Source organism: Kribbella steppae (assembly GCF_004342025.1).
GTDB classification, from domain to species: domain Bacteria; phylum Actinomycetota; class Actinomycetes; order Propionibacteriales; family Kribbellaceae; genus Kribbella; species Kribbella steppae.
This window is the reverse complement of the sequence record NZ_SLWN01000010.1, coordinates 86,170-109,348: the sequence shown is the minus strand read 5'-3', so window position 1 is coordinate 109,348 and position 23,179 is coordinate 86,170. Positions and strand designations below refer to the sequence as shown.

Here is a 23,179-nt window from a genome sequence, read left to right as displayed (position 1 = left end):
CTTGCCGGAGGTTCGCTGTGCCCGCAGATACGACCGACACCCTCCAGGCCGAGAAGGACCATCTGAAGACATCCCGCGTCGCGCTCGCGGTGATGCGGGAGAAGACCGGCGCACTGGAGATCCACAGCGCGGACCGGGTCAACCAGGAGTTTCTGAAGGCCGCGATCTGGCGGCGGATGAAGGAACTCGAGGACGACCCCGAGGTCCCGCTGTTCTTCGGCCGGCTGGACTACCTCGAGCCGACCACGGAGACGTTCCACATCGGCCGTCGGCACGTGAACGACGCGCTGGGCGAGCCGCTGGTGGTGGACTGGCGGGCGGACATCTCGGTGCCGTTCTACCGGGCCAGCCGGACCGAGCCGATGGGTGTCGGCGTCCGGCGCAGGTTCGGGTTCACGCATGGCGAGATGACCGCCTTCGAGGACGAGGACCTGACCTCGGCCGCGGCGCCCGACGAGCACAGCGACATCCTGGACGCTGAGATCGAGCGCCCGCGTTCAGGGCCCATGCGCGACATCGTGGCGACCATCCAGCCCGAGCAGGACGTGATCGTCCGGGCCGGTGTCGACGACACCATCTGTGTCCAGGGAGCACCCGGGACCGGGAAGACCGCGGTCGGCCTGCACAGAGCGGCGTACCTGCTCTATGCCTATCGGGACCAGCTCAGCCGGGCCGGAGTGCTTGTGGTCGGGCCGAACGCCAGCTTCCTGCGCTACATCGGTGACGTCCTCCCCGCGCTAGGTGAGATCGAGGCGAAGCAGACGACCGTCGAGGAGCTGGTCGCGCGGGTGCGCGTCGCCGGGCCGGGTGCCGCGGCGGTCGACGTACTGAAGGGCGATGCCCGGATGGCGGAGGTGCTGCACCGGGCCGTGTGGTCGCAGGTGCAGCTGCCGAAGGAGGCTCTGGTCGTGCCGCGAGGGTCGCATCGCTGGCGGGTTGCGGCGTACCAGGCGGAGGAGCTGGTCAACGAGCTGCGGACCCGTGGTGTCCGGTACGGCGCGGGCCGCGCGATGTTGCCGCAGCGGCTGGCGCACGCCGTCCTGCTGCGGATGGAGGCGGCCGGTGACTCCCCGGACGACCGGGTGCAGGATGCGGTGGCGCGGAGCCGTCCGGTGAAGCAGTACGCCGAGGCGCTCTGGCCGGCTGTGGACCCGGCCAAGCTGGTCTTCCGGCTGTTCACCGACCCGGAGCTGCTGGCCGAGCACGCCGACGGGATCCTGACGACCGAGGAGCAGGCGCTGCTGCTCTGGGACAAGGCACCCCGGTCAGCCGGTGCCGCGAAGTGGTCCGTGGCCGATGCCACTCTGATCGACGAGGTCGCCGATCTGGTCGACCGTACGCCGTCACTCGGGCACGTGGTCCTGGACGAGGCGCAGGACCTGTCAGCCATGCAGCTGCGCGCGGTCGGGCGTCGGTGCTCGACCGGATCGATGACAGTCCTCGGCGACATCGCACAGGGCACCACACCCTGGGCCACGCCGTCCTGGGACGAGGCGCTCAAGCACCTGGGCAAGACCGGCGCTCACACCGAGGAGCTGACCGCAGGCTTCCGTGTGCCCGGTCAAGTGATCGAGTACGCCGCCCGCCTCCTACCGTCGATCGCACCGCACCTCACGCCGCCGACCGCAGTACGTCGGGCGCGCGGTGAGCTCACCATCACGCGCGTACCGGACAGCCTCACCGCAGCCGTGTCGACGGTCGAGGAGGTGTCGACGCGCCTCGGCTCCATCGGACTGATCGTGCCGGACGCACTGGTGACAGCTACCCGGAAAGCCTTGCAGGACAAGGGAATCGTGTTCTCGGTGCTGGGCGACGAGGACGACGTCGACGCGCATCTGGACGTCGTACCGGCCTCCCTGGCCAAGGGTCTCGAGTTCGACCACGTGGTCCTGGTCGAGCCGGCCGGCATCGTCGCGGGTGAGGCCGACGAACGCACCGGCCTCCGCCGCCTCTACGTCTGCCTCACCCGTGCGGTCACGTCGCTGGCGGTCCTGCACAGTGAGGACCTGCCAGTGGTCCTAGAAACGGCGGGAGCCGCCTGACCGCCGCGACGAGCGGCGGGACGAGCCTCCACCGCTCGAGCGAGTGCGGGAGGACCAGGAGCGTCTCCTCGAGCTCCCGCTCGACCAGCTGTCGTCATCTGAACCACTGGACGAGGACGACGACCAGCTACTGACCGAGCTGCCCACGTCGGAGCCCCAGAGTCTGAGCCGGGCACCAGGGCGACGTGAGTGCCAGCGAGTCCGCATCCGGTCCGCAGTACGACGCGCATCGTCGTCCGGGAACCACCAGCGGCGGCCGTCACCCTGCGACCAGTAGCCGTCGATGTACGCGGCCATGTCCTCGCCGACCATCCAGTACGGCCGCAGGCGGCCTTCCCACTGCTCCACCATCCGGACTTCAGGCTTCTGTCCGGCGTCGGCCCGCTGCTTGCAGGCCGAGCAGACGGAGACTTCGCGGACGCTCCCCCGCTCCGGCTGCCACTCGACCGCGGCCGCACTAGGCCCGTGACGCGGGTCGAAGAAGCAGGGCGCCGTCGGCTCCGGGATCGGCTCCCCGGCGCGAATCGCCTCGAGGCAGACCAGTCCGTAGCGGGCAGATCCGAGCAGCGTGGTCACGGCCTCGATGTCGGCGTCACCTCTGGCCTCGTCCAGCCGGTGCCTCGCCTTCTCGACCGTGTCGAGGACGTCCTTGGAGAGCTTGGACTGCTGCGGGTCGGACGTCGTCGGCAATGCGGAGACCTGCTGCGACAGCGCGATGATCTCCTCGTTCAGCAGGGGCCGGATGACCTCGAGGTGCTCCTTCTCGTCCTTCCGTCGCGTCCGCCGGGCACCCAGCGCGGTCAGACCCCACCAGAGCCCGATCAGCCCGCCCACACCACCGGCGTACGGCGCTGCGTCGACGTAGAACGGCTTGTCCACGTCCTGCGCCCGCTCGATGAACCGGACCAGCATGTCCTCGTAGTCCGGCGCACAGCAGTCCACCGCCTGGTCCACCGCGTCTTCCACGTGGTACGTCGGCCCGTGGTCAGCCCGCTGTACGGCGTGGAACCCGCGACCCTTGGACTCCGACGTCGCGTCCACCAGGACGGCGTACACACCCTCGACACCGACGCGGTCGTACAGCTGGTCGGCGATCTCCTCACCCTCCCAGGCGGGGGTCGAGTAGTACGTGGACTTGGCGACGTTGATCCTCGCGGCCGGGATCACCGCGATTCGCATCGGCGCACCGGCCGCCTTGGCAGCCCGGTCCAGCTCCGCGGCCTCCGACGCCGTCAGCCCGTCGACGTCGGGGTCCACCCAGACACCGGGCTCACCGAGCTGTCCGGCCACGGTGTTCATGTACGCGTCCGGGTCCTCAGCCGCGTGAGCGGGTGCGGCCGGCAGAACGGCGGCGGCGACCAGCGCGATCGCTCCGAGCAGACGTTTCATCGTGTCCCTCTCGAGAGGCGGTCCTGACAGGCAGCGCAGATGGGGACCTCGCGGCGCTTCCCACCGGTTGGTGTGTACGTCCAGTCCGTCACCGAGATGCCATCAGCGGGGTTGAAGAAGCAGAGAGCCCGCCATGGAGGTGCGGGCTTCCCTGCGATCCGCGCCTGTGCGGAGGCCAGCCGCCAGCGGCCGTACCCGACCGTCGCCCGCACTCCACGCAACTGCTCGTCGTCGGGCTCACCGTCGACCACCCGGCCCGCGTCGGCGTACGCATCCATCGCCGCCTGTACGTCTGCCGTGGTGTCCACGCCGTCCAGACGCACGTCCGCCGTATCCAGTTCCTCCCCGAACCGCGTGACGTCCTCCCGCGCCAGCGCCTGCCGCTCCTTCAGCGTGTCCGCCTCGTCCGGCAGTACGTCGTACGACGGCCGGTACAGCGCCGGCCCTTCGTCAGGCCGGGACCTCCACCAGCGCAGTCCGAACCACCCGCCGACCAGGAGCACCAACAGGACCGCCATCAGCCACAACCAGGCCGGCGGACCAGACGAGGCCTTCGGTACGTCGAGCTGGTCCAGCACCCCGTTGAGCGTGCCGACCGCGTCGGACCGGCTGTGCTTACGCAGCTCGTCGGTCAGGATGTCGGCGATCGGGGTGTCGACCCCGACGGCACTCCCCCAGGTGACCGCGCCACCGAACACGACCAGGTAGATCCCGTCCGCCGCCTGCTTGTCGACGGCCGACTCCACGTACGCCCGGGCGGAGTCGGTCCGGTCCCGCCTCCCGTCGTTGAGTGCCTCAGCCGGCACCACGGCGATCCGGATGACCGGCTCATGGTCCTTGACTCGATCGGCCAGCTCCTCCGCAGCCTCGTCCGGGACGAGTGAGCGCTGGGTCGGATCGACGTACACCGGTGACGTCTTCCATCCGTCGACAACCGGCGTCGGGTCGTTCGGACCGGTCACCGTAGACGTGAGCAGCAGCAGCACGGCCAGAAGACGCATGGGCGCTAGCCTGCCCTAAGCCCCGTCCGACTCAGAAAACAGACACAGTTGCGAGTCTCACCTTCGACCTGGACTGGGTGATCCGCACCCGGAGCTCCGTGGTGGTCGCCGGGCTGTCCAGGGTCAGGATGCGCCGCTGCCCGACCGCTCCGAAGGTCGCCACCTGCTGCCAGCCGTCAGCCGTCCGTACCTCGACCACACCGCTCTCGATCTGCTGGCCGAACCGGATGTCCTCGCCGAGTGAGACCCTGCGCAGCGTCGCCGGCTTCGGCAGCGTGAGTGCCAGCGTGCCTGTCCCCGGGTTCCGCCAGGACGTGTCCGGGTTGCCGTCGATCGCCGCCCGCGGGCTCACGCCGTCACCGGTCGCCTGGGCCTCCCGAGCCAGGTCGCTAGGCATCTCCGCGGCCAGTCGGGCCCTCCACTCGGCCAGTCTGGTCACGTCACGCTCGTCGAACCGGCCCTGACGGTCAGGTGGGATATTGAGCAGCAGCACCGAGTTCCGGCCGACCGACTTGTAGTAAATGTCGGTCAGCTGCTCCACTGACCGCGGCTCCTGCTCGGGGTGGTGGAACCAGCCCTCACGGATCGACACGTCCGACTCCGCCGGCCACCAGGCCAGCTCGGTCGCACCAGCGTCCCGCCCGGCCAGCAACGCCTTCCGGCTGCCCTGGTCGGCGGCGGCGTACCCGAGTGCGTAGTCGGGTGAGCCGTTGGGCTTCGTGATCGTCGGTACGACGCTGAACTCGTCCGGCCGCGCCAGTCCCGACTCGTTGCCGACCCAGCGCACATCCGGTCCGCTCACCGCGATCGTGGCCTGCGGCGCGAGTTCACGGATCAGCGTGTACCAGCTGGGGAAGTCGTACGTCTCCACCTTGTCCGGTGGGATCCGGCCCTGCGCACCGTCGAACCACACCTCGTCCACCGGCCCGTACTCGGTCAGCAGCTCGTACAGCTGGTTGAGCATGTAGGCGCCGTAGTCCGACGCGGTCAGCGTGTACTGCGGCAGGTCGCGGCCCTCCCGGTCGTCACCGGGCACCAGGGTCGGGATGGTCCGTGGTGTGTGCGCACTGCCGTTGGCGTAGACGCCGTCAAGGTACTGGTTCTCGTCCGCAGGTGACAGGTAGAGCCCGACCTTCAGGCCGTACTTGCGCATCGACGTGACGAACGCCCGCACCACGTCACCCTTGCCGTCCTCCCACGAGCTGGCGGCGACGCTGTGCTTGCTGTAGCGGGACGGGTAGAGCAGGAAGCCGTCATGGTGCTTCACAGTGAGGATGGCCAGCTTGAAGCCGGAGTCACGCAGTGTCCGGGCCCACTGATCGGTGTCGAGACCAGTCGGCCGGAAGAGGTCCGGGTCCTCGTCGCCGTGACCCCACTCCAGTCCGGTGAAGGTGTTCACGCCGAAGTGCAGGAACGCAGTCTGCTCCATCCGCTGCCACGCAACCTGCCGCGCGTCAGGCCGGATCGCCGAGGCCTTGGCCACCAGGGAGGTCACACACTCCCCCTCCGCCACCGGCTGCGTGCGCCCGGGCTCCAGCCTGCCTACGACACACGGCAACGCCTGCAGCCCTTTCGTTTCGGACGGCGGCTTGCCGAGGAACGTGCTGACACCAACGCCATACGCCATCCCCCGTGCCCCGACCAGCCACCGCACCTGGCCGTTGGACGTTGCGACGGGGACAGTACGTCGTACAGCGGACGCACCGGTGAGCACAGTGACGGTGTCGCCGTTCTCGATCGCCAGACCGAGGTAGTAGTAGCGCACCCCCTCCTTGACCGACGGAACCGGTAGCTCGATTGGGACGGTCTGGCCACCCGCCTTGAGCTCGACATCGTCCTGGCCGACGACCAACTGGGCAATGCCGAGCAGGTCGATCAACTGGACGCCTGGGCGGAGGACATCCGGGGACAAGACGGTCTCCGCCAGGACCCCGCTGTCTTCCGGAAGGCCGGAGGCGTCCCACCTGACCGCCGAGTCACCGGAGAGCCGGAGCCGACCGGGTTCGGGGACGACGCCTCCGCTGATCGAGGGTGCCGGATCGGCCCGCTCGCCGAGCGCCGGCTGGTAGTTGCCGTCAGCACCGATCTGGCCTTCGAACCCGACGCTGACCTTCGCGGTCGAGACCACCGGGCGGGCCAGCTTCAGATCGGCCGGGTTGAAGGCGCCGGCGAAGGTCGCCAACCTCACCTGCCGGATCGAGCCCTCGAGCCCGCGCTGCAAGGCCGACGGGTGTACTTCGTTACCGAGCCCGATGTCCGCACCGGCGTCCGGATGCCAGGTCGCGTCCCCATCAGTACTGACCGCGGCCGGCAACTGCTGCCCGTCCAGGAACGCGTGCAGCGTCGCACCGCCACCGCCGACCTCATAAGCCAGCGCGAGTACGTGCTGCTCACCCGCCGACGGCACCGGGACGCTCTGGACGACATCGCGCCACTCACCACCGCTCTCGACGCTGAAGCCGTACTGCAGATTCGTGCCGTTGTAGCGACCGAAGATCGCACCACCGATCGCAGTGATCGTGGCGAGGTTGCCTTGGGTCGCGTCCGGTGTGTACGCCGTCTCGATCAGGAACGACCGCTGGACGTCGCCACCGCTGAGCGCCGTACTCGGCTGGAACCGGACGCCATCTGCCCCGCCGCCGAGGACGACACCACGGGCCGGGTCGAGTGACTCGGCACCCGACCGGCGGGTGAGCGTGCCACCCATCACCTCACCGGTCGCGGCCGTGTAGGTGTTGCCACTCGAGAACGAACCACCGAACGAGACGTTCAGTACGTCGGGAGCGGCAGCCTGGGCCGGGACACCGGTCAACGCACTCGCCGCCAAGGCAGTGGCGAGCAGGACGGCGGTTGCTCGCATGACATCGTCCTCACTTCGCGTCGACGGTGATCTCGGCAGCGGTACCGAACGGGTTCCCGCTCGCCTCGGACAACTGGACCAACCGCAGATAGCGAGCGGTGGTCGCGGCGATCGGCACCCACTTGGCATCCGGGCTGTTCGCGAACGTGCCCTTGGCCACCGGCTGTCCCCAGTTCGTACCGTCGGTGCTCAGGTAGATCTCGTAGTCCGCGATCCGCCCGTTCGTCGCGTTCAGCCGGGTCTGGTACGTGACCGCGCAGACCGACTTCGTCGAACCCAGGTCGAGCTGGATCTCGTGCGGCGGCGGGGGCTGACTGGCCGACCACTCGGTGTGCCAGAACGTCGCCGGGTTCCCGTCGATCGCGTTCACCGCGCGGCCGTCCTCCCCAGCCGTCTCCTCGCTGTCGACGTACGTGACCGCCACCGGACTACTTGCTTCCGGCACACAACTCAGTCGTACGCCGGCCGTCGTCGCCAGCTGATGCGTTGCACGTCCTTGCATGTACGACGTGACCGCACCGAGAGCGACCGTGGACGCGGGGGCATCGGCCGGTGGAGTCGCGGTGAACGACAACTCCTTCGTGGCGCCCGGGGCGAGGGCGTCGACGGATTGCTTGCTAGGGGCAATGTTCCAGCCGGCCGGGGCGGACGGCGTGACGGTGATGTCGGTCGCAGTTGTCTTGGTCGTGTTGGTGACGGTGACGGTCAGCGTGGCAGCGGTGCCCGGCGTGACCGTCTGACGGTCAACAGCGGCGGTGGACCGGACCACGGGCGTGATGGTGAGCGGAGCCGGGCTGTGGCCGTCCGGGATCTGCTGGATCAGGCCGCTGCCATCGAAGGTGGCGACCATTCGAGTGATCGCATTGACCAGCGTGATGCGATCGCCAGACTTCGCCAGTTGCCACCGTTGCAGGCGGTTGGTCGTGTCGCAGGTCTGCGCGGTGATCGCCGTACCAGGCTCGAGTGGTGTGTTGAGGTAGCGGGTCCCGAGGCGGGACTCGGCGCAGCGGCCGGAGGCCAGGTTGGTCAGCGTGTAGTAGCCGTCGGTCGTCGGAGTGACATCCCAGGCCGACTCGGTCCCGCCCAAGGTGAGCGGCGCGCCTTCGGTGTTGTCCTTGGGGCCGAGGAACTTACCGCCAGTAGCCAGCGAATAGGTGCCTGCGGTGACAGGTGTGCGGTTGACGTTGTCGAAGCCGGGAGCTCGGCCGACCGCGTCCGCCCGGGCGGTGAAGGCGGCGTAGTCCGGGTCGGGCTGGGGCGAGCCCCAGGTCGCCTGCGCGATGAAGCGCAGCGGCATCCGGACCTCGGCCTCGATCTCGTTCTCGGTGTTGCCGGACCCGTTGTCCGGCCAGAGGGTGATCTTGGCGCCGGTGATTCCGTTGCGGTCAGCAACCGTCTCACCGTCGAACTTCAGCGGCGTCCAGCCGGAGGTGTAGAGCTGCTGGGCGTTGGTCTTGAAGCCGCCGCGGACGTTGTAGAGCGCGTACGCCGCGTTCATCACCTGACGCCCCTCGGCGAGCAGCGCACTCGGCTTCACGCCGCTGCCGAGCCAGTGCTCGACGATGATGTCGCGATCCAGCGGAACCGTGGCCGCGGTGGTGATGCCGTCGTTCCAGATCCGCAACGTCTTGCCCTTCGCCTTCACATGGGCGTTGATCCGGTTGATGAAGTCGACGAACGCATCCTGCGGTACGGCGTCCGGCCCGAACTTCTCCCGGGCGTACGCGAGCAGCTGTGGGTAGCGGGCGTAGTCCGAGCCGAGCATGTACTCATCGGCTCCCATGTGCCAGTACGGCGTACGGAACACACTCAGGTTCTCGTCGATGATGTCGGTCAGGAACTCGAACGCCTCGGGCTTGGTGATGTCGAGCCGGCTGACCTGCTTCTGGCCTGCGTTGTCGGTGAGCTGCAGATCCAGCCGGTTGCGGATCCACGGCTCGATGTGGCCGGGAGAGTTGACCTCCGGCACGATCGTCACGTGGTAGCGGTCCGCAAGCTGTTGCAGGGCAGCGATCTGAGGCTTGGTGTAGTAGCCCCACTCGACCGACTCGGGATGCGTGTCGCTCTTCACCTTCAGCTCGACCCACAGCTGATTGAGCTTCAGGTACGCCGCGTCCCTCACCAACCGCTCGAACCACGCCATCGACACGTTGATCAAACACGCGCACACACCGACCCCACGCTCGGCGTACGCCGGTACGTCGACGACGCTCCCGGCCGGGATCGTCGTGGTCTTGAGCAACTGCAGGACGGTCCGGGTGCCGTAGAACGCACCCGCGTCGGTCTTCGCGGTGATGGCGACGGTCTTCCCGACTGTCAGCTCGTAGCCTTCAGCCCCGAGATCCGCCCGGGCCGGGTCGAGCCGCACGACCAGATCGCCCGCAAGCCCGGCCGACGTACTGCGGACGACCGGGAGAACGCGTCCGGTGAGCTCCTTCGCGTCGGCGGCGAAGGTGGCGGCGTCGTCGTGCACCGCCGTCTGACTTGGCTCCACCAGGATGCGGCTCTGGCGGGTGAGCTGGAACGTACCGGCCGCCGACTGCCAACCGGTCAGAGCCGGGATCGTCTTGGGAGTAGGCGCAGCCGGTTCAGCAGTAGCCGGTGTGCTCACCAGTCCTGCTGCTATCAAGGCGGTGAGCAACACAGGGATCAGGCGGGACTTCATCGTCGGTCTCCTCGGTGGCGGCGAGTTCGGACGGAGTGTTTGGCGCTGATGTCTTCGGTCAGATCGATCGCCTGGCCGGCGCGGTCCGAGGTCAGCTGGGCGACCCGGATGTAGAGGCAGTCGGTGACGACCAACTGGGAGTGCCGCGCGGCCAGACCGCCGCTGCGGAACGAGGTCTCGAGCACGGCCGTGGTCAGCACCTCGTCGACCACGCCGGCCAGCGGCGACCGCGGATCGCTGGTGATGCCGATCGTGGTCGCGCCCCGATCGCGGGCGAGCTCGACCGGTTCGAGGACCTCGGCGGTCGCGCCGGAGTGGGAGATCGCGACCACGGCGTCGGCGTCGGTGAGCAAGGCGGCGGAGGTGGCCGCACCGTGGATCTCGGGCCAGGCCCGGACCTGCGCGCCGATCCGGAACAGCCGCATCTCCAGTTCGGCGGCGATGGTCGAGCTGCCGCCCACGCCGTACACGTCGATCCGTCGGGCGGAGGCGAGGGCATGCGCGGCCCGGTCGAGAGCCTCGAGGTCGAGTTGGTCGACGGTCTGGGTGATGGCCCGGATGTCGGCGTTCGCCACCACCGTCGCGACCCGGCCGACCGTGTCGTCGTCGGCGATGACCGGACCGAGGTCGGTGCTCCAGCCGGGGACGGTCGCGCGGCCGAGCTGGGTCGCGACGGCGATCCGCAACTGCTGGTGGCTCGCGAGCCCGATCGCCTGGGCGAACCGGGTCACGCTCGCCTGTGACACCCCGGCCCGCTCCGCCAGCGCCGCGGTGGACAGCTCGGCCACGATCTCCGGCTCCGCGAGCACGGTGTCGGCGACCAGCCGCAGCGCACCGGTCAGCCGCGGCAGTGTCGCCCGAACCCGGTCCGCGATATCCGACGGCGGCTGCGGTGCAGCGGGTTCGGGCATGTGAATCATCCATTCACCGATGGGGCGGATCGATGAAACACTGCGTCAGTGCCGGAGCAGTGTCAAGAGCTAGTCCGCAACCGCAGCGAGGACTTGCTCTTCCTCCTCCAAGTGCTCGACCCGCTGGAGCGCCGGATCGCGCCGCAGGGTGACGAGCAGGCCGAGCACGGCCACGTCGAGCACTGCCGCGATCAAGGGCAGATAGGTGATCCCGACCAGCTGAATGACCAGTCCGCCGACTACAGCGGACAGTCCGGCGCCCAGGTAGATCGCAGATGCGTTCAGCGAGATCAGCAGGCCACCACCGAGTTCGAGCAGCAGGTTCTGAATCGGCGGATTGAACGCCCACGTGAACATGCCCCACAGGAACAGTGCAGTACCAGCGCCGACCACAGTCGTCGCCGTCAGGTCCAGAGTCGCGACCATCACGATGCTGCCGAGCAGGACGCCGTACAGGGTCCGGAGACTGCCGAAGCGGTCAGTCGCCCGGCCGCCGAGCAGATTGCCCGCCACGGCGCCCAGCCCGTAGACGAGCAGCAAGATCCCCACTGCGCTGCCACCGAGGTGCACGGTCTCCTTCAGTAGCGGCACGACGTAGATGTAGACGCTGAACGCGGCGAGGACTCCGAGGACCGACATCGCCAGTACGGTCTGCACCCGGCGGTCGGTCACGCCGGCGAACCGTTCTCGCAGGCTGACCACAGGCGGCGCATCCACCTTCGGCAGTGCGGAGCGCTCGGCGATGGCAACCAGCACGGCGACGACGGTAATCAGAGCGAAGACGCCCTTGTAACCGAGGACGGGGCCGAGCAGGGTCCCGGCCGGTACGCCGAGCACCAGGGCGAAGGTGAGACCGCCGAACACGATCGCGACGGCTCTACCGCGCTCCTCCGGCGGCAGCAGGCCTGTCGCGAACAGGGTGGCCGCAGGCGTGTAGACCGCGGCTCCGAAGGCGGCCACGACCCGACCGACGATCAGTACGGGGTAGTCGGTGGCGACGGCGGCTATGAGGTTGCCCAGCGCTGCCAGGACGAGTGCGGCGATCAGGAGGGTACGGCGCTCCCACCGGCCGGTCAGCGTGGACAGGATCGGCGCACCGACGGCGTACGCCAGGGAGAATGCGGTGGCGAGCTGGCCCGCGGCCGTCAGCGAGACGTGGAGCTCGGAACTGACGTCGGGCAGTACGCCGGACACGACGTACGCGCTGGTGCCGACCGCGAACGCGCCGGCGCCGAGCAGGTAGATCCGTGCGGACATCGAGGACCTTCCGAACGAGGATTGGTAGTTCGACGAAGATCGTACTACGAAGTTCATCAAACTTCGACCGGCGTCGTATGATGGGCCCATGAACGAGCGAAGCGAGTTCATCGTCAAGCACAGCCCAGCTCGTGCCTCGTCGGCGCCCGGAGCGAAGCGAGGACGACGATGAGTAGGAAGGCTCTACCGCAGCCGGCGCGTGACGAGATCCGCGTCGAGGCGGTGCTGCAGGCCCTCGGCGAGCCGGTCCGGCTGCAGATCATCCGGGCGTTGGCCGACGCCCCCGAGGGCATCGCGTGCGGCGAGATCGAGCTCCCGGTGACCGCCTCCACCCGCGCCCACCACCTCCGCATCCTGCGCGAGGCCGGCGTCCTCACCACCCACACCGAAGGCACCCGCCGGATCAGCTCGCTGCGCCGCGAAGACCTCGACACCCTCTACCCCGGCCTCCTCACCGGCATCCTGACCGCCCGCCGCTAGGGCACGCTGACGCGGGCTTGGGCGGGAACCGCAAGGTCTCGGTGGGGAGATCGAGCGTTTGCTGAGGGGTGCAACTGGCAAACTGTGGCAGTGGTGGAGCTGCGGGCGAGGTGGGACGGGCTGGTGCCCGGCTCGGCGCGGCTTGCGGACGAGCTGGTCGCCCGGTACGTCGACCGCAATCGCCGCGCGTACCGCGACTACTACCTCGACATCGTCCTGACCGCGCTCGACTCGCTCATCCAGCTCTCCACCGACCCCACCTCCGTGCGGCTGGCCGCCTGGTTCCACCGGGCCGTGCACGAGCCCGGTGGCACTCCGGCCGAGGACGCCGAGGCCTCCGCCGTACTGGCCGAGGAGCTCCTCCCGCAGTACGGCGTACCACCCATCCGCATCGCCGAGGCCGCCCGTCTGATCCGCCTCACCGGCGACCTGGCCGCACCACCGCCCGACGCCTACGCACCGCCCCGGCGCGACGCCAACGGCGACGTACTGCTCGACGCCGTCAACGCCATCCTCGCCGCCGACCCCAGCCGGTACGCCGTCCACATCTCAGAGGTACGGCGTGACGCCACCGACCGGAAGTCCGCCCTCGAGCACCGGTACGACGAGGTCCGCGAACTGCTCGACGGCCACCTCTACCGGACCCAGCTGGCCCGGCAACGCCTCAGCCCGGTCGCACGCGTCAACCTCGAGACAGAGCTCGCCGGACTGGACAGTGAGCTCCCGGCACCCTGGCGTGGTTGGCAGCAGGCCGCACTCACCGCAACAGCCACCTTCAGCGCGATCGCCTCCGCAGTCGTCGCGATCGCCGCGGCGGGCGCCTCCTGGGAAGTCCCGGCCGCCGAGGATGAGGTCGGCTGGCCAACCGTCGTACTGGCTGCCGTCGCGTTGCTCAGCGCACCTGTGTTGTTCCGGTGCGCCCGCAGCGCCAGCCAACGCTCACGACTCATCGCAGGCGCGGTGGTAGCTGTCGCCGTCACCGGACTGCTCGTCGCCTGGGCTCAGGTGCCAAGAGTCAACCCAGCCTTGGGCGTTGGCCTTCGAGTCCCGCTGCTCATCTCGGCTCTGCTCCTACTCCTCCTGGCCGGCTCAGCCGCACTGATCGCCTCACTCCTCCGCACCAGGACTGCCCGCTTCCTCCCCTCGAGGAACCTCGGCCAGCACCTCGCCTGGCTAGCGGTGCCTGCGGTGGTCGCACTCGTCCTCCTGCTGATCATCCAGCCGCTGGCCCGCAACTACGTGCTGAGCACCAACGAGCGCGTGGAGGATGCACGCCGCCCAGCAGGGAAGGCCACGGCCTCCACCTTGGACGGCAGCGTCGCGTGGGTCAGCAAGTCAATGCTGGGGTCGGGCGCCGAGGAGGCAATCGGCACCAGGTACGGCATCGCCATCCCCCGACAGTCCGGTGTGGTCGAGATGCTCGACGCGGCAACCGGCGTACTGCGGTGGCGCTACAGCCGGTCCGACTCGGACGAGAAGCCGGAGATCGTAGCGACCGGCAATGGCGACTATGTGCTCGCTGAGTTCGCCGACGTCGGCTACCTGCTCCTCGACGCCAACACCGGCAAGCGCAAGGCCGCCTGGCCGGGCGGCACCCGCGACCACCTGATCCACCAAGCCGACCCGCTGCTGACCGGCGAACGTGTCGCCCGCGGCTCCGACAAGCTGCGCGGCGTCGACCCGGACGGCAATGACCGGTGGACGTTCGAGCCCGGCCGCTGCACCAGTATCGGCGCTGTCGCGACCACCGACACCGTGGTCACCTTCCTCGGCCGCAGCTGCGGTGACGAAACCGACGACATGGTCGGCCTCGATCTGAAGTCCGGCAAGAAGCTGTGGACCAAGGAGTCCAGCGACAACTACCGCCGGCCGGTCGTCGTGGCCGGTCTGGTCGTCGTGGCCGAGCCCGGCGGCGACTCCGACGTACCCGCTGCTCTGACCGCCATCGAGCCGCGGACCGGCGAGACCAAGTGGCGGTGGCCGGTGCCGGGGAACTGGGCGTGCCGGACCCTGCTCAACGCGGCCGGCAGGTACCTGGTCGTGGTGGACTGCCCGGCCGCCAGGAAGCTCGAGGGCGGCCGGACCCTGGTCACTGCGATCGACGCCACCACCGGTCAGACCGCCTGGCAGACGAGCGCACCGGTCAGCCCGCGGATGAAGGTCACCGTCACCGCCGACGGCCGGGTGATCTCGTTCAGCCGTGGCTCGGACGCCTGCTGGGCGAATGTGATCAGCCGGGGCGGCTACCGTCAGGTCCGTCTCCCCGCCGGCATCTCCTGCAGCCGCGACGTCCGCGCGATCGGCAACCTGGTGCTCGCCTCCGGCTCGGACACCGTCATCGCGCTGCGTTGAGCTGCTCCTCGGCGGACGCCAGCAGCTCGACCACTCGGGCCCCGAAGGCGACGTCGACCGGGTGCGACTCGCCTGACTCAGCCGCAGCGACCAACTCGTGTACGGCGAGTTGGAACGACTCCTCCGGCGGCCAGTAGCCGTCCGGCAGGAACGCCGTACCCGACTCGCCCCAGATGCCGGTCTCGAAGCTGCTGCCCTCTGGTGGGGCGAACAGCGACAGGCTCGCCGTACTGGTCGCACCGGACTCGTGCCGGACGACCAGATGCACCAGGTCGCCCTCGCCGCCGACGGCTGTCACATCGGTGATCGGACCGAGCATGACGGTCAGGTTCGACAGTGCGTGCGGCCCGATGTCCCAGAGCGCGCCATGCTCCTCCCGCCGCCAGGGCGAGTCCGTGAACGGGTTGTCCGGGGCATCGAGTGCGGCCAGCATCCGGGTCCAGCCACCCTTCCACCCGCCCTTGGCCTGGACCTCGGCGAAGAACTTCCGGCTCGGCGGCTCGAACCGATGGGTGAAGAACACCACCGACGCGATCCCCTCGTCCGCGGCCTCGTCGGCCAGCGCGCGGGCGTCGTCGACCGAGGTGGCGACCGGCTTGTCCAGCAGCAGGTGCTTGCCCACCGCGGCCGCCTCGAGCGCCATCGACGCCTGCACCTTCGGCGGTACCGCGAACGCGACCGCGTCGACCGATTCCAGTAACTCCGCGTAGTCGCCGTACGGCTGGACCTCCAGGTCGGCCGCGATCGCGGCGGTTTTCCCGGCGTCCCGGCCCCAGACACCGATCAGTTCCGCGTCCGCCGCGGCCCGCAAACCCGGTCCGTGCGTCAGCTTCGCCCACGGACCGGTGCCCACCAAGCCGAATCGCATCGATGCCTCCCCTCCAGGCCACCTGCCCCCGCAAGGCCAGATCGGTGTGATCTGGGCCGCAATCGCATCGGTCGGATTCGATGCCGGACGCACCCATCGCGCCGGTCAGGTGACGAGCCGATATCGCTTTGGCCACGAGACTATCCGGGAGCCCCGGATCGGTCGGTCCAGGCTCCCACCGGGTGCGAGACTCCCAGCCATGGACCTGCGCGACCAGTGGAATCGCCTGCTGCCGCACGCGCAGCCGTTGGGCGACGATCTGCTGGCTCGTTACGCAGAGCAACACCGCCACTATCACAACCAGCGGCACCTGACCGAGGTGCTGGAGACCATCGACGCGCTGGCCGACTCCGCCGCGGACGCCGACACGGTCCGGCTGGCCGCCTGGTTCCACGACGCGATCTACGACCCGCAGGCCGACCCCGGCGAGAACGAGGAAGTCTCGGCCCAACTGGCCGAGCTCGAGCTGGCGGCGTACGGCGTCGACGCCGAGCGGGTCGAGGAGGTCGGCCGGCTGGTCCGGCTGACCGCCAAGCACGACTGCGAGCCGGACGACGCGAACGGCGCGGTCCTCTGCGACGCCGACCTGCGCATCCTGAGCCTGTCCCCCGAGCGGTACGACGAGTACGCCGCGGGCATCCGGCAGGAGTACGCGCACATCGGCGACCGGGAGTTCGCCCGCGGCCGGATGACGTTCCTGCAGGGCCTGGCCCAGACCCGGTTGTACGCCACCGCGAGAGGTCATGACGAGTGGGAAGCGGCCGCCCGCGACAACGTCTCCCGGGAGGTCGAGTCCTGGGGCCCTGAGGCGGCCCGGCCGATCGCCGGGCTGATCCCGATCGTGTACTTCGGCGCCGCCCTCGGTGCGGTCGTGGCCGCCTCGGTCCTGCTCGGACGTGGTCTCGGCGCGGCCGCGAAATGGCCGGCCGACCCGGACCAGATCACCGGCTTCCCGGTCTGGGCCCCCATCGCGGGTACGGCGTTGTCCGCCGGACTGGCCTGCGTATGGTTCCGCCGGGCCCAACCGCGACTGGTAACCGTCCCGGCTCTTGCCTTTGCTGTGGTCGGGGTGATCGCGGTCGGCCTCTGCTGGTGGCGCTGGCCGGCGGCACAGCCCGGTGCCGCGATGTCCGAGCGGTGGCCGTACCTCCTGCTCGCGTCCGTGGCTCTGGTGCTCGCCGGCGCACTGCTGGCCTTGGCGAGACGTTTGCGGCTTGCACCGGCGTACGCACAAGCTCCACCGCGGCTGCTGAGTCTCGGGCTGACCGTGGTGTGCGGGTCGCTGCTCGCCTGGATCGGGGTGTCCGCCGGCGAGCCGTTCGTCCAGGCCCGGCTGGAGACCGCCAACACGGTCAGCACCACGACCACCACCAAGCCCGAACAGCAGCCGGTCCAACTCGACGGAGCCCTCGCCTGGAGTCGCGAGGTGCCTGCCAGCGGCGCCATCGCCGGTACGGCGGGCGGCGTCGCCGAACTGCGATCGGACGGCGTCGTCATGTCCGACGCGAACACCGGCCAGATCCGGTGGCGGTACTCCCGGGCCGACGTCGACGACGCGGCCGACAACGGTTCCAGAGGTCTCCTGGTCTCCAGTGACGGCCGCACTCTCGCAGCCCATCTCCCGTACGCCGGAACCCGTGCACCGAGTGGCATCAACCTGCCGACGTACGCCGTCCTGGATGCGGTGAGCGGGAAGGTGCTCACCGAGGTCCACACGGATGGCACGGCTCTCGCGGTCGATGCGAACCAGTTGCTGGTGGCAGAGGACAACCACGTCGTCGCGCATGGCGTGAGCAATCCGACGCACTGGCGGACGCAGTTGCACTGCACCGTGACGCAGGGCGAGCTCATGGGCGACCAGGCTGTCGTGGTCGATGCGTGTGGTGGCAACGGCGCCGTCGTACGCGGGCTGGATATGAAGAACGGCGACCAGCGGTGGGAGGTCAACCTGGGCAACCGGTTCGACCTGAGCGCCGAGCTGGACCCGGCCACGTGGGTCGGTGACCTGGTCGCCGTACCTGACACTCGTGAGGTGTCTGGACTCATCTGGACCGGTGCGGCCGGAGGCACGCTCTACCAGTGGGCCGTCGACGTCGGTGAGGGCCGCGTTAGCTGGACGACGCCGGTGCCGGGCACACCACGACCACGACTCGGGTCGTCCTCCTGCGACGCACAACTCGCGGCCACGCACGCTTCACTGGTGCTGATCACCTGCCGGAATGCCACCGATCCCGGCCAGCCCCAGACGTACGACGTGTCCGCGGTGAGCCCGGCGGACGGGACGCCGCAGTGGCACCACTTGCTGCAGGTGCCGCCGAAGCTGCAGCAACCTGAGTATCCGCGGGCCGGCTTCGGCTTGCTGCCGGACGGTCGAGTGGTCACGCTGATGCCCCAGACCAACGGCAGCTGCTCCCCGGTGATGATCGGCACCACGGGCATCCAGCCGCGCCCCATTCTGGCCGGCCCGACCGCGGAATCGGTCGCCCAGTCCGAAGAGGTCACCTGCAACAAGCCAGCCGTCACGGTCGCCGGCGCCCGACCCGTCTTCTCCGACGGCACCCGCCTCTTCGCCCTCAACTGATCCTCACTCCCTCACCGCGACCTCCTTCTTCTCCCCGCGCACAGCGCGGGAATTCCGTTGCCGACGGCAGCGTTGATCCCTACCGTGATGCACATGTTCCGCGTGGTTTTCGAGTACGACCTGTCAGGCACCGGCCTGACGGGCGCTCCCACGTGGGCGGCGTCAGTCGATTCAGATCTGTTCACCGGCGCGCGAAGCCGACCCTCTTCCTGCTGACCAGGACCCGCGGAGGAGGGTGGACCGCTCACCGGCCCCCTCCCCTGCGGTGACAGCGCTGCGGAAGGAGCCGGGGGTCCTGGCTCGATCGAATCTTCTGACACGCAAAGGAATCAGTCATGGCCAAGAGCCAGTTCGTGCGGACCAAGCCGCACCTCAACATCGGAACGATGGGTCACGTCGACCACGGCAAGACCACCCTCACCGCCGCGATCACCAAGGTGCTCGCCGAGCGCGACCCGGGCGTCAACCGGTTCGTCGCGTTCGACGGGATCGACCGGGCGCCGGAGGAGGTCGCGCGCGGGATCACCATCAACATCTCGCACGTCGAGTACGAGACCGCCACCCGGCACTACGCGCACGTCGACATGCCCGGGCACGCCGACTACGTCAAGAACATGATCACCGGCGCCGCCCAGGTGGACGCCGCGATCCTGGTCGTCTCCGCACAGGACGGCGCCATGCCGCAGACGCGTGAGCACGTACTGCTCGCGCGCCGGGTGGGTGTGCCGTACCTGGTGGTCGCGCTGAACAAGTCCGACGCCGTCGACGACCCCGAGTTGCTCGACCTGGTCGAGCTGGAGGTCCGTGAACTCCTGTCGGAGTACGGCTTCCCGGGCGACGACGTCCCCGTCGTCCGCGTCTCCGGACTGCGGGCGCTCGAGGGCGACCCGCACTGGACCGCCGCGATCGGGGAGCTGCTCGACGCGATCGACAGCTACGTGCCGATCCCGGACCGTGAGCTGGGCGAGCCGTTCCTGATGCCAATCGAGAACGTGCTCACCATCAGCGGCCGCGGAACCGTGGTAACCGGTGCGGTCGAGCGTGGTTCGCTGAAGCTCGGCGACACGGTCGAGGTGGTCGGGCTCGGTCCGACGGTCACCAGTACGGCGATCGGGATGGAGACGTTCGGGAAGTCGCTGGAGTCCGCGGAGGCGGGCGACAACGCGGCGGTGCTGCTACGTGGCGTGAAGCGCGACGAGGTCCGTCGCGGCCAGGTGGTGGCGTTGCCGGGCAGTGTGCAACCGCACCGGAAGTTCCGGGCGCAGCTGCACGCGCTGTCCACGGCCGAAGGCGGGCGCCACACCCCCTTCGCCGCGGACTACCGCCCGCAGTTCTACTTCCGGACGACGAACGTGTCCGGTGGTATCGACCTCGGTGACATCACCCTGGTCATGCCCGGCGACACGATCGACCTCACGGTGGAACTGGAGAAGCCCATCGCCATGAACCTCGGCCTCGGCTTCGCCGTCCGCGAAGGCGGCCACACGGTCGCCGCCGGCACAGTCACCGAGTTGCTCGACTGACCCAAGCGCCCGGATCCACCAGGATCCGGGCGCTTGTTCATGTCCTAGGCACTGTGCCGTTTGCGTTGTCTGAGGCCGGCGGCGGTGATACGGCGGACGAGTTCACGGCTCGAGACGGGGACGGCACCGGCGGCGATGAGGTCGTCGTAGCGGTCGCTGGGGACGTCGTAGTGGTCGCGGTCGAAGCCGCGGGCCGGGATACCTGCTGCCCGGGCGAACGCGTGCAGCTCGTGGTACGACTCGTCACTGACCAGGTGGGACCAGACTCTGTTCCAGGCGGGCCAGGCCGGTGGGTCGATCAGGATCACGCGTCGGAGTCCCGGCTGTCCTGGGCGTCGAGCAGGTTGCGCCAGGACCGGACGAAGCGCGAGTTCACGTACGCCTTCGTCCACGAGCCGTCCTGGCGGACCGACGAGCCGACGTGGAAGCGCCGTACGCCGCTCTGGTACAGCCAGGGCACATGCTCCGGTTGCAACGAGCCGCCCGTCATCATCACCTTCGCCACTGCCGGATCATCCTTGGCCAGCTTGCACAGGTCATCCAGTCCGGTGCCAACCCCGAGCGACGACCCGGCCGTCAGTACACAGTCCAGACCCGGCAGCGTCCGCAGCGCACGCCAAGCAGCCCGCTGCTCCAATACCGCGTCTATCGCCCGGTGAAAGGTCCACGGCGTACTGGCGAACGTGCTGGCCAGCGCGGCCACCGACTCGACGTCCACCTCGTTGTCCGGCGTCAGGAAGCCGAACACGAACCCATCCGCGCCGGCAGAAAGGTAGGACTGCGCCATCGCGGTCAGCCGGTTGAGCTCGGCGCCGTTGGTGGTGAAGGAGTCGGACAGCCGCAGCATCACCCGGAGCGGCAGATCGGTCGAGCGCCGGATCGCACTGACCGTCGACACCGACGGCGACAACCCATCCGCCTCCATCGACGCGCACAGCTCGAGCCGGTCCGCCCCACCCTCTTGTGCAGCCTCCGCATCCGCCGGATGCAGCGCGATGACCTCCAGCAACGACCCCATGCCCGCCATCATCCCGCATGAGGTGCCGAACGACAGGAGGTATTCACTGGCCGGCGTCCGCGCCCCGCCTGGGCGCTCCCCTCGCGCCAGCCTCAGCAGCAGTACCTCCTGTCCTTCGGTCCCGGCACCGCGAGAAATACCCTCTTGCACTCCCCAGAGGTCTTCTGTATCGTTTTTCTAGATCGATCTAGAAGATCGATACAGAAGGCAGTCAGAAGGAGAGGAGACGAGAGATGGCGGGAGTCACGCTCAAGACCGTGGCGCAGGCCGTCGGGGTGTCCCCGTCGACCGTCTCCAACGCCTACAACAAGCCGGACCAGCTGTCCGCCGCGCTGCGCGAGCGGATCATGGCCACGGCCCAGGAGCTCGGCTACGCCGGTCCCGACGCGTCCGCACGGGCGCTACGGAGCGGCAAGGCCGGCGCGATCGGGGTGCTGTTCACCGACAAGCTGGCGTACGCGTTCTCGGACCCGTACGCGGTCGGATTCCTGGCCGGACTGGCTGAGGTCGCCGAGGAGTTCAGCACCAGCCTGCTACTGATGCCGCTCAGCTCGGCCGACATCGTCGGCGGCAGCAACGCGGTGCAGCAGGCGGCCATCGACGCGGCGGCGATCTTCTGCGTACCGGGCGACCACCCGGCCGTGGACATCCTCACCGCGCGCGGCATCCCGGCGGTCTCGACCGATCGCGGCGACCACGCGGACCTGTCCTGGGTCGCGATCGACGAGGTCGAGGCGGCCGCGAAGCTCGGTCAGCACCTGACCCGGCTCGGCCACCGCGACATCGTCGTCCTGGTCGACAAGCCCGAGGCGAAGGACGGGGCGGTGGAGCTGTCCTTCGACGAGGTCGGTTGCAGCGACTGCGAGTCGCGGATCCAAGGCCTGGAGAAGACGATGCCGGATGCCCAGATGCGGATCGTCTCCGGCGGTTACAACTCCTTCAACTCCGGTCGCAAGGGAGCCGAGTACGTCCTCGACTCCCAGGACCGGCCGACCGCGATCGTCGGGCTGAGCGACGTGCAGGCGCTCGGCGCGATGGAGGCGATGAAGGTCCGCGGACTGACTCCCGGCAGGGATCTGACCGTGGCCGGATTCGACGACATCCCGGCCGCCGAGCCGGCCGGACTGACCACGATCCGCCAGCCGATCACGGACAAGGGCCGCATCGTCGGCCGGATCCTGCTCGACCCGGCCACCACCGAACGCCAGGTCCTGATGCCCACCGAACTGATCGTCCGCGCCAGCAGCGGGCCCGCACCGAAACGCTGACAACCACACAGAACACCTAGGACCCGCCTCAGGGTGCCTGGGCTGATCAACCACGACCTCCGACGGCCGACCGGCCGCCGGCCGACCGAACACGCTCTCAGGAAGGGAGCAGAACCATGACGTACTTCATCGCCGGCAACACCGCAGTAGAGAACGCTCGCAACCTGGCGCAGTCGGCTCTTCCGAACGCTCCGCAGCAGCCGCACGACGAGCCGGCCCCGCGCCGCACCCTCACGGTCCGCTCCCGGATCAGCGCCGTACTGCGGACCGCTGCCGAACGCGAGCTCCGCCTCGCCGACCGCATCGACCCCACCCCGGCCTGCACCGCCAGCTGACCATTTCGGTGGATAACCCTTCACCTGGCCGGTTCTCCCCTCCGAACACGGGGGGAGAACCGGCCACTTCGGTGGTTATCCGCTCAAATGGCCGCAGACCGAGGTCGCCTCGGCCGTGGCGTGGGGTTTTGTCGGTACGGCGTGGCACCCTGAAGGGCGATGAATGAGCCCGGGGTGTTGCTGACCGCCCGCGCCATGGTCCTGCACGACCTGGCTGCGCGGGGATTCGACGATGCGGTGATGGTGTCGGTACTCGAGGACGCGGTGGCCGGCCGGCAGTGGTGGCTGGACCAGTGGCCGGACGGCGCCGAGCACATCGCCGGCCTGGTCGCGCAGGACGTCCAGGACCGGCTGGTCGACTCCCGCGTTCGCTGGCCGCGCTGTACGGCGTGCGACGACCTCAACGACCACGAGCTCCGGATCGAGCCCGAGCTCGGCCCCGACCCGCACTGGGTCTGCGAACGCGCAGGCATCACCGTCGCACCCCTCGGCCACCTCACCTGACCACTCGCCCGGAAGCCTGACCACTCGCCCAAAGCCTGACCACTCGCCCGAAGCCTGACTACTCGTCGGGAAGCCTGACCAGCCCTCCGGAAGCCTGCACCCGCACCCCCGGGGCGCACCTGAGC

At 69.1% G+C, this 23,179-nt stretch carries 17 protein-coding genes; 8 read left to right on the top strand and 9 right to left on the bottom strand.

The annotated features are described in order from the left end of the window. Window positions 1-17: 17 nt before the first annotated feature. Window positions 18-2,042 (top strand): HelD family protein, encoded by a 2,025-nt coding sequence (locus tag EV652_RS27975; protein WP_132212241.1) that lies wholly within the window; start codon window positions 18-20, stop codon window positions 2,040-2,042. Here EV652_RS27975 and EV652_RS27970 read toward each other — a convergent pair. The 6 genes from EV652_RS27970 to EV652_RS27945 form a co-directional block, all read right to left on the bottom strand. Then, complete coding sequence (locus EV652_RS27970; protein WP_132212240.1) at window positions 2,019-3,431, bottom strand: hypothetical protein; 1,413 nt, start codon at window positions 3,429-3,431, stop codon at window positions 2,019-2,021. The two genes, EV652_RS27975 and EV652_RS27970, sit on opposite strands and share 24 nt — an antisense overlap. Further along, on the bottom strand, window positions 3,428-4,432 hold the full coding sequence (locus tag EV652_RS27965) for a hypothetical protein (RefSeq protein WP_132212239.1): 1,005 nt from the start codon (window positions 4,430-4,432) through the stop codon (window positions 3,428-3,430). Before EV652_RS27965 ends, EV652_RS27970 begins: the two co-directional genes overlap by 4 nt. Window positions 4,433-4,463: 31 nt before the next feature. After that, window positions 4,464-7,292, bottom strand: coding sequence for an alpha-L-fucosidase (locus EV652_RS44750; RefSeq protein ID WP_199238441.1), 2,829 nt, complete (start codon window positions 7,290-7,292; stop codon window positions 4,464-4,466). 10 nt (window positions 7,293-7,302) lie between these two features. Further along, complete coding sequence (locus EV652_RS27955) at window positions 7,303-9,957, bottom strand: family 20 glycosylhydrolase (RefSeq protein ID WP_132212238.1); 2,655 nt, start codon at window positions 9,955-9,957, stop codon at window positions 7,303-7,305. Continuing rightward, window positions 9,954-10,868, bottom strand: coding sequence for a MurR/RpiR family transcriptional regulator (locus tag EV652_RS27950; RefSeq protein ID WP_132212237.1), 915 nt, complete (start codon window positions 10,866-10,868; stop codon window positions 9,954-9,956). The genes EV652_RS27955 and EV652_RS27950 overlap by 4 nt, the downstream gene beginning before the upstream one ends. Before the next feature lie 69 nt (window positions 10,869-10,937). Further along, window positions 10,938-12,125 carry an MFS transporter gene (locus EV652_RS27945; protein WP_132212236.1) on the bottom strand — a complete coding sequence of 396 codons (1,188 nt, stop codon included), beginning with the start codon at window positions 12,123-12,125 and terminating at the stop codon, window positions 10,938-10,940. 168 nt (window positions 12,126-12,293) lie between these two features. Here EV652_RS27945 and EV652_RS27940 point away from each other — a divergent pair, with 168 nt between their 5' ends. After that, on the top strand, window positions 12,294-12,605 hold the full coding sequence (locus tag EV652_RS27940) for an ArsR/SmtB family transcription factor (protein ID WP_132212235.1): 312 nt from the start codon (window positions 12,294-12,296) through the stop codon (window positions 12,603-12,605). Window positions 12,606-12,695: 90 nt separating this feature from the next. Further along, complete coding sequence (locus EV652_RS27935) at window positions 12,696-14,957, top strand: outer membrane protein assembly factor BamB family protein (RefSeq protein ID WP_242002055.1); 2,262 nt, start codon at window positions 12,696-12,698, stop codon at window positions 14,955-14,957. Here the strand turns inward: EV652_RS27935 and EV652_RS27930 are convergent. Next, window positions 14,941-15,825: a Gfo/Idh/MocA family protein gene (locus tag EV652_RS27930; RefSeq protein WP_132212233.1), complete on the bottom strand. Its 885-nt coding sequence runs from the start codon at window positions 15,823-15,825 to the stop codon at window positions 14,941-14,943. The two genes, EV652_RS27935 and EV652_RS27930, sit on opposite strands and share 17 nt — an antisense overlap. A gap of 199 nt (window positions 15,826-16,024) precedes the next feature. On the opposite strand from EV652_RS27930, the gene EV652_RS27925 reads away from it, so the two are divergent. Next, on the top strand, window positions 16,025-18,406 hold the full coding sequence (locus EV652_RS27925) for a PQQ-binding-like beta-propeller repeat protein (protein ID WP_132212232.1): 2,382 nt from the start codon (window positions 16,025-16,027) through the stop codon (window positions 18,404-18,406). A 335-nt stretch (window positions 18,407-18,741) separates the two neighbouring features. Further along, window positions 18,742-19,929: an elongation factor Tu gene (tuf, locus tag EV652_RS27920; protein WP_132212231.1), complete on the top strand. Its 1,188-nt coding sequence runs from the start codon at window positions 18,742-18,744 to the stop codon at window positions 19,927-19,929. 44 nt (window positions 19,930-19,973) lie between these two features. On the opposite strand, the gene EV652_RS27915 is transcribed toward tuf, so the two are convergent. After that, the gene (locus EV652_RS27915) at window positions 19,974-20,237 is read right to left on the bottom strand and encodes a DUF4031 domain-containing protein (RefSeq protein ID WP_132212230.1); all 264 of its coding nucleotides are present in this window, start codon (window positions 20,235-20,237) and stop codon (window positions 19,974-19,976) included. Further along, the gene (locus tag EV652_RS27910; RefSeq protein ID WP_132212229.1) at window positions 20,234-20,947 is read right to left on the bottom strand and encodes a copper homeostasis protein CutC; all 714 of its coding nucleotides are present in this window, start codon (window positions 20,945-20,947) and stop codon (window positions 20,234-20,236) included. Before EV652_RS27910 ends, EV652_RS27915 begins: the two co-directional genes overlap by 4 nt. 233 nt (window positions 20,948-21,180) lie before the next feature. On the opposite strand from EV652_RS27910, the gene EV652_RS27905 reads away from it, so the two are divergent. The 3 genes from EV652_RS27905 (at window position 21,181) to EV652_RS27895 (ending at window position 23,054) form a co-directional block, all read left to right on the top strand. Next, on the top strand, window positions 21,181-22,215 hold the full coding sequence (locus tag EV652_RS27905) for a LacI family DNA-binding transcriptional regulator (protein WP_132212228.1): 1,035 nt from the start codon (window positions 21,181-21,183) through the stop codon (window positions 22,213-22,215). A 116-nt stretch (window positions 22,216-22,331) separates the two neighbouring features. Beyond that, a complete protein-coding gene (locus EV652_RS27900; RefSeq protein ID WP_132212227.1) occupies window positions 22,332-22,550 on the top strand; it encodes a hypothetical protein in 219 nt (72 codons plus the stop codon). Window positions 22,551-22,709: 159 nt separating this feature from the next. Further along, on the top strand, window positions 22,710-23,054 hold the full coding sequence (locus EV652_RS27895; protein ID WP_132212226.1) for a DUF8819 family protein: 345 nt from the start codon (window positions 22,710-22,712) through the stop codon (window positions 23,052-23,054). The last annotated feature ends 125 nt before the right edge of the window (window positions 23,055-23,179 follow it).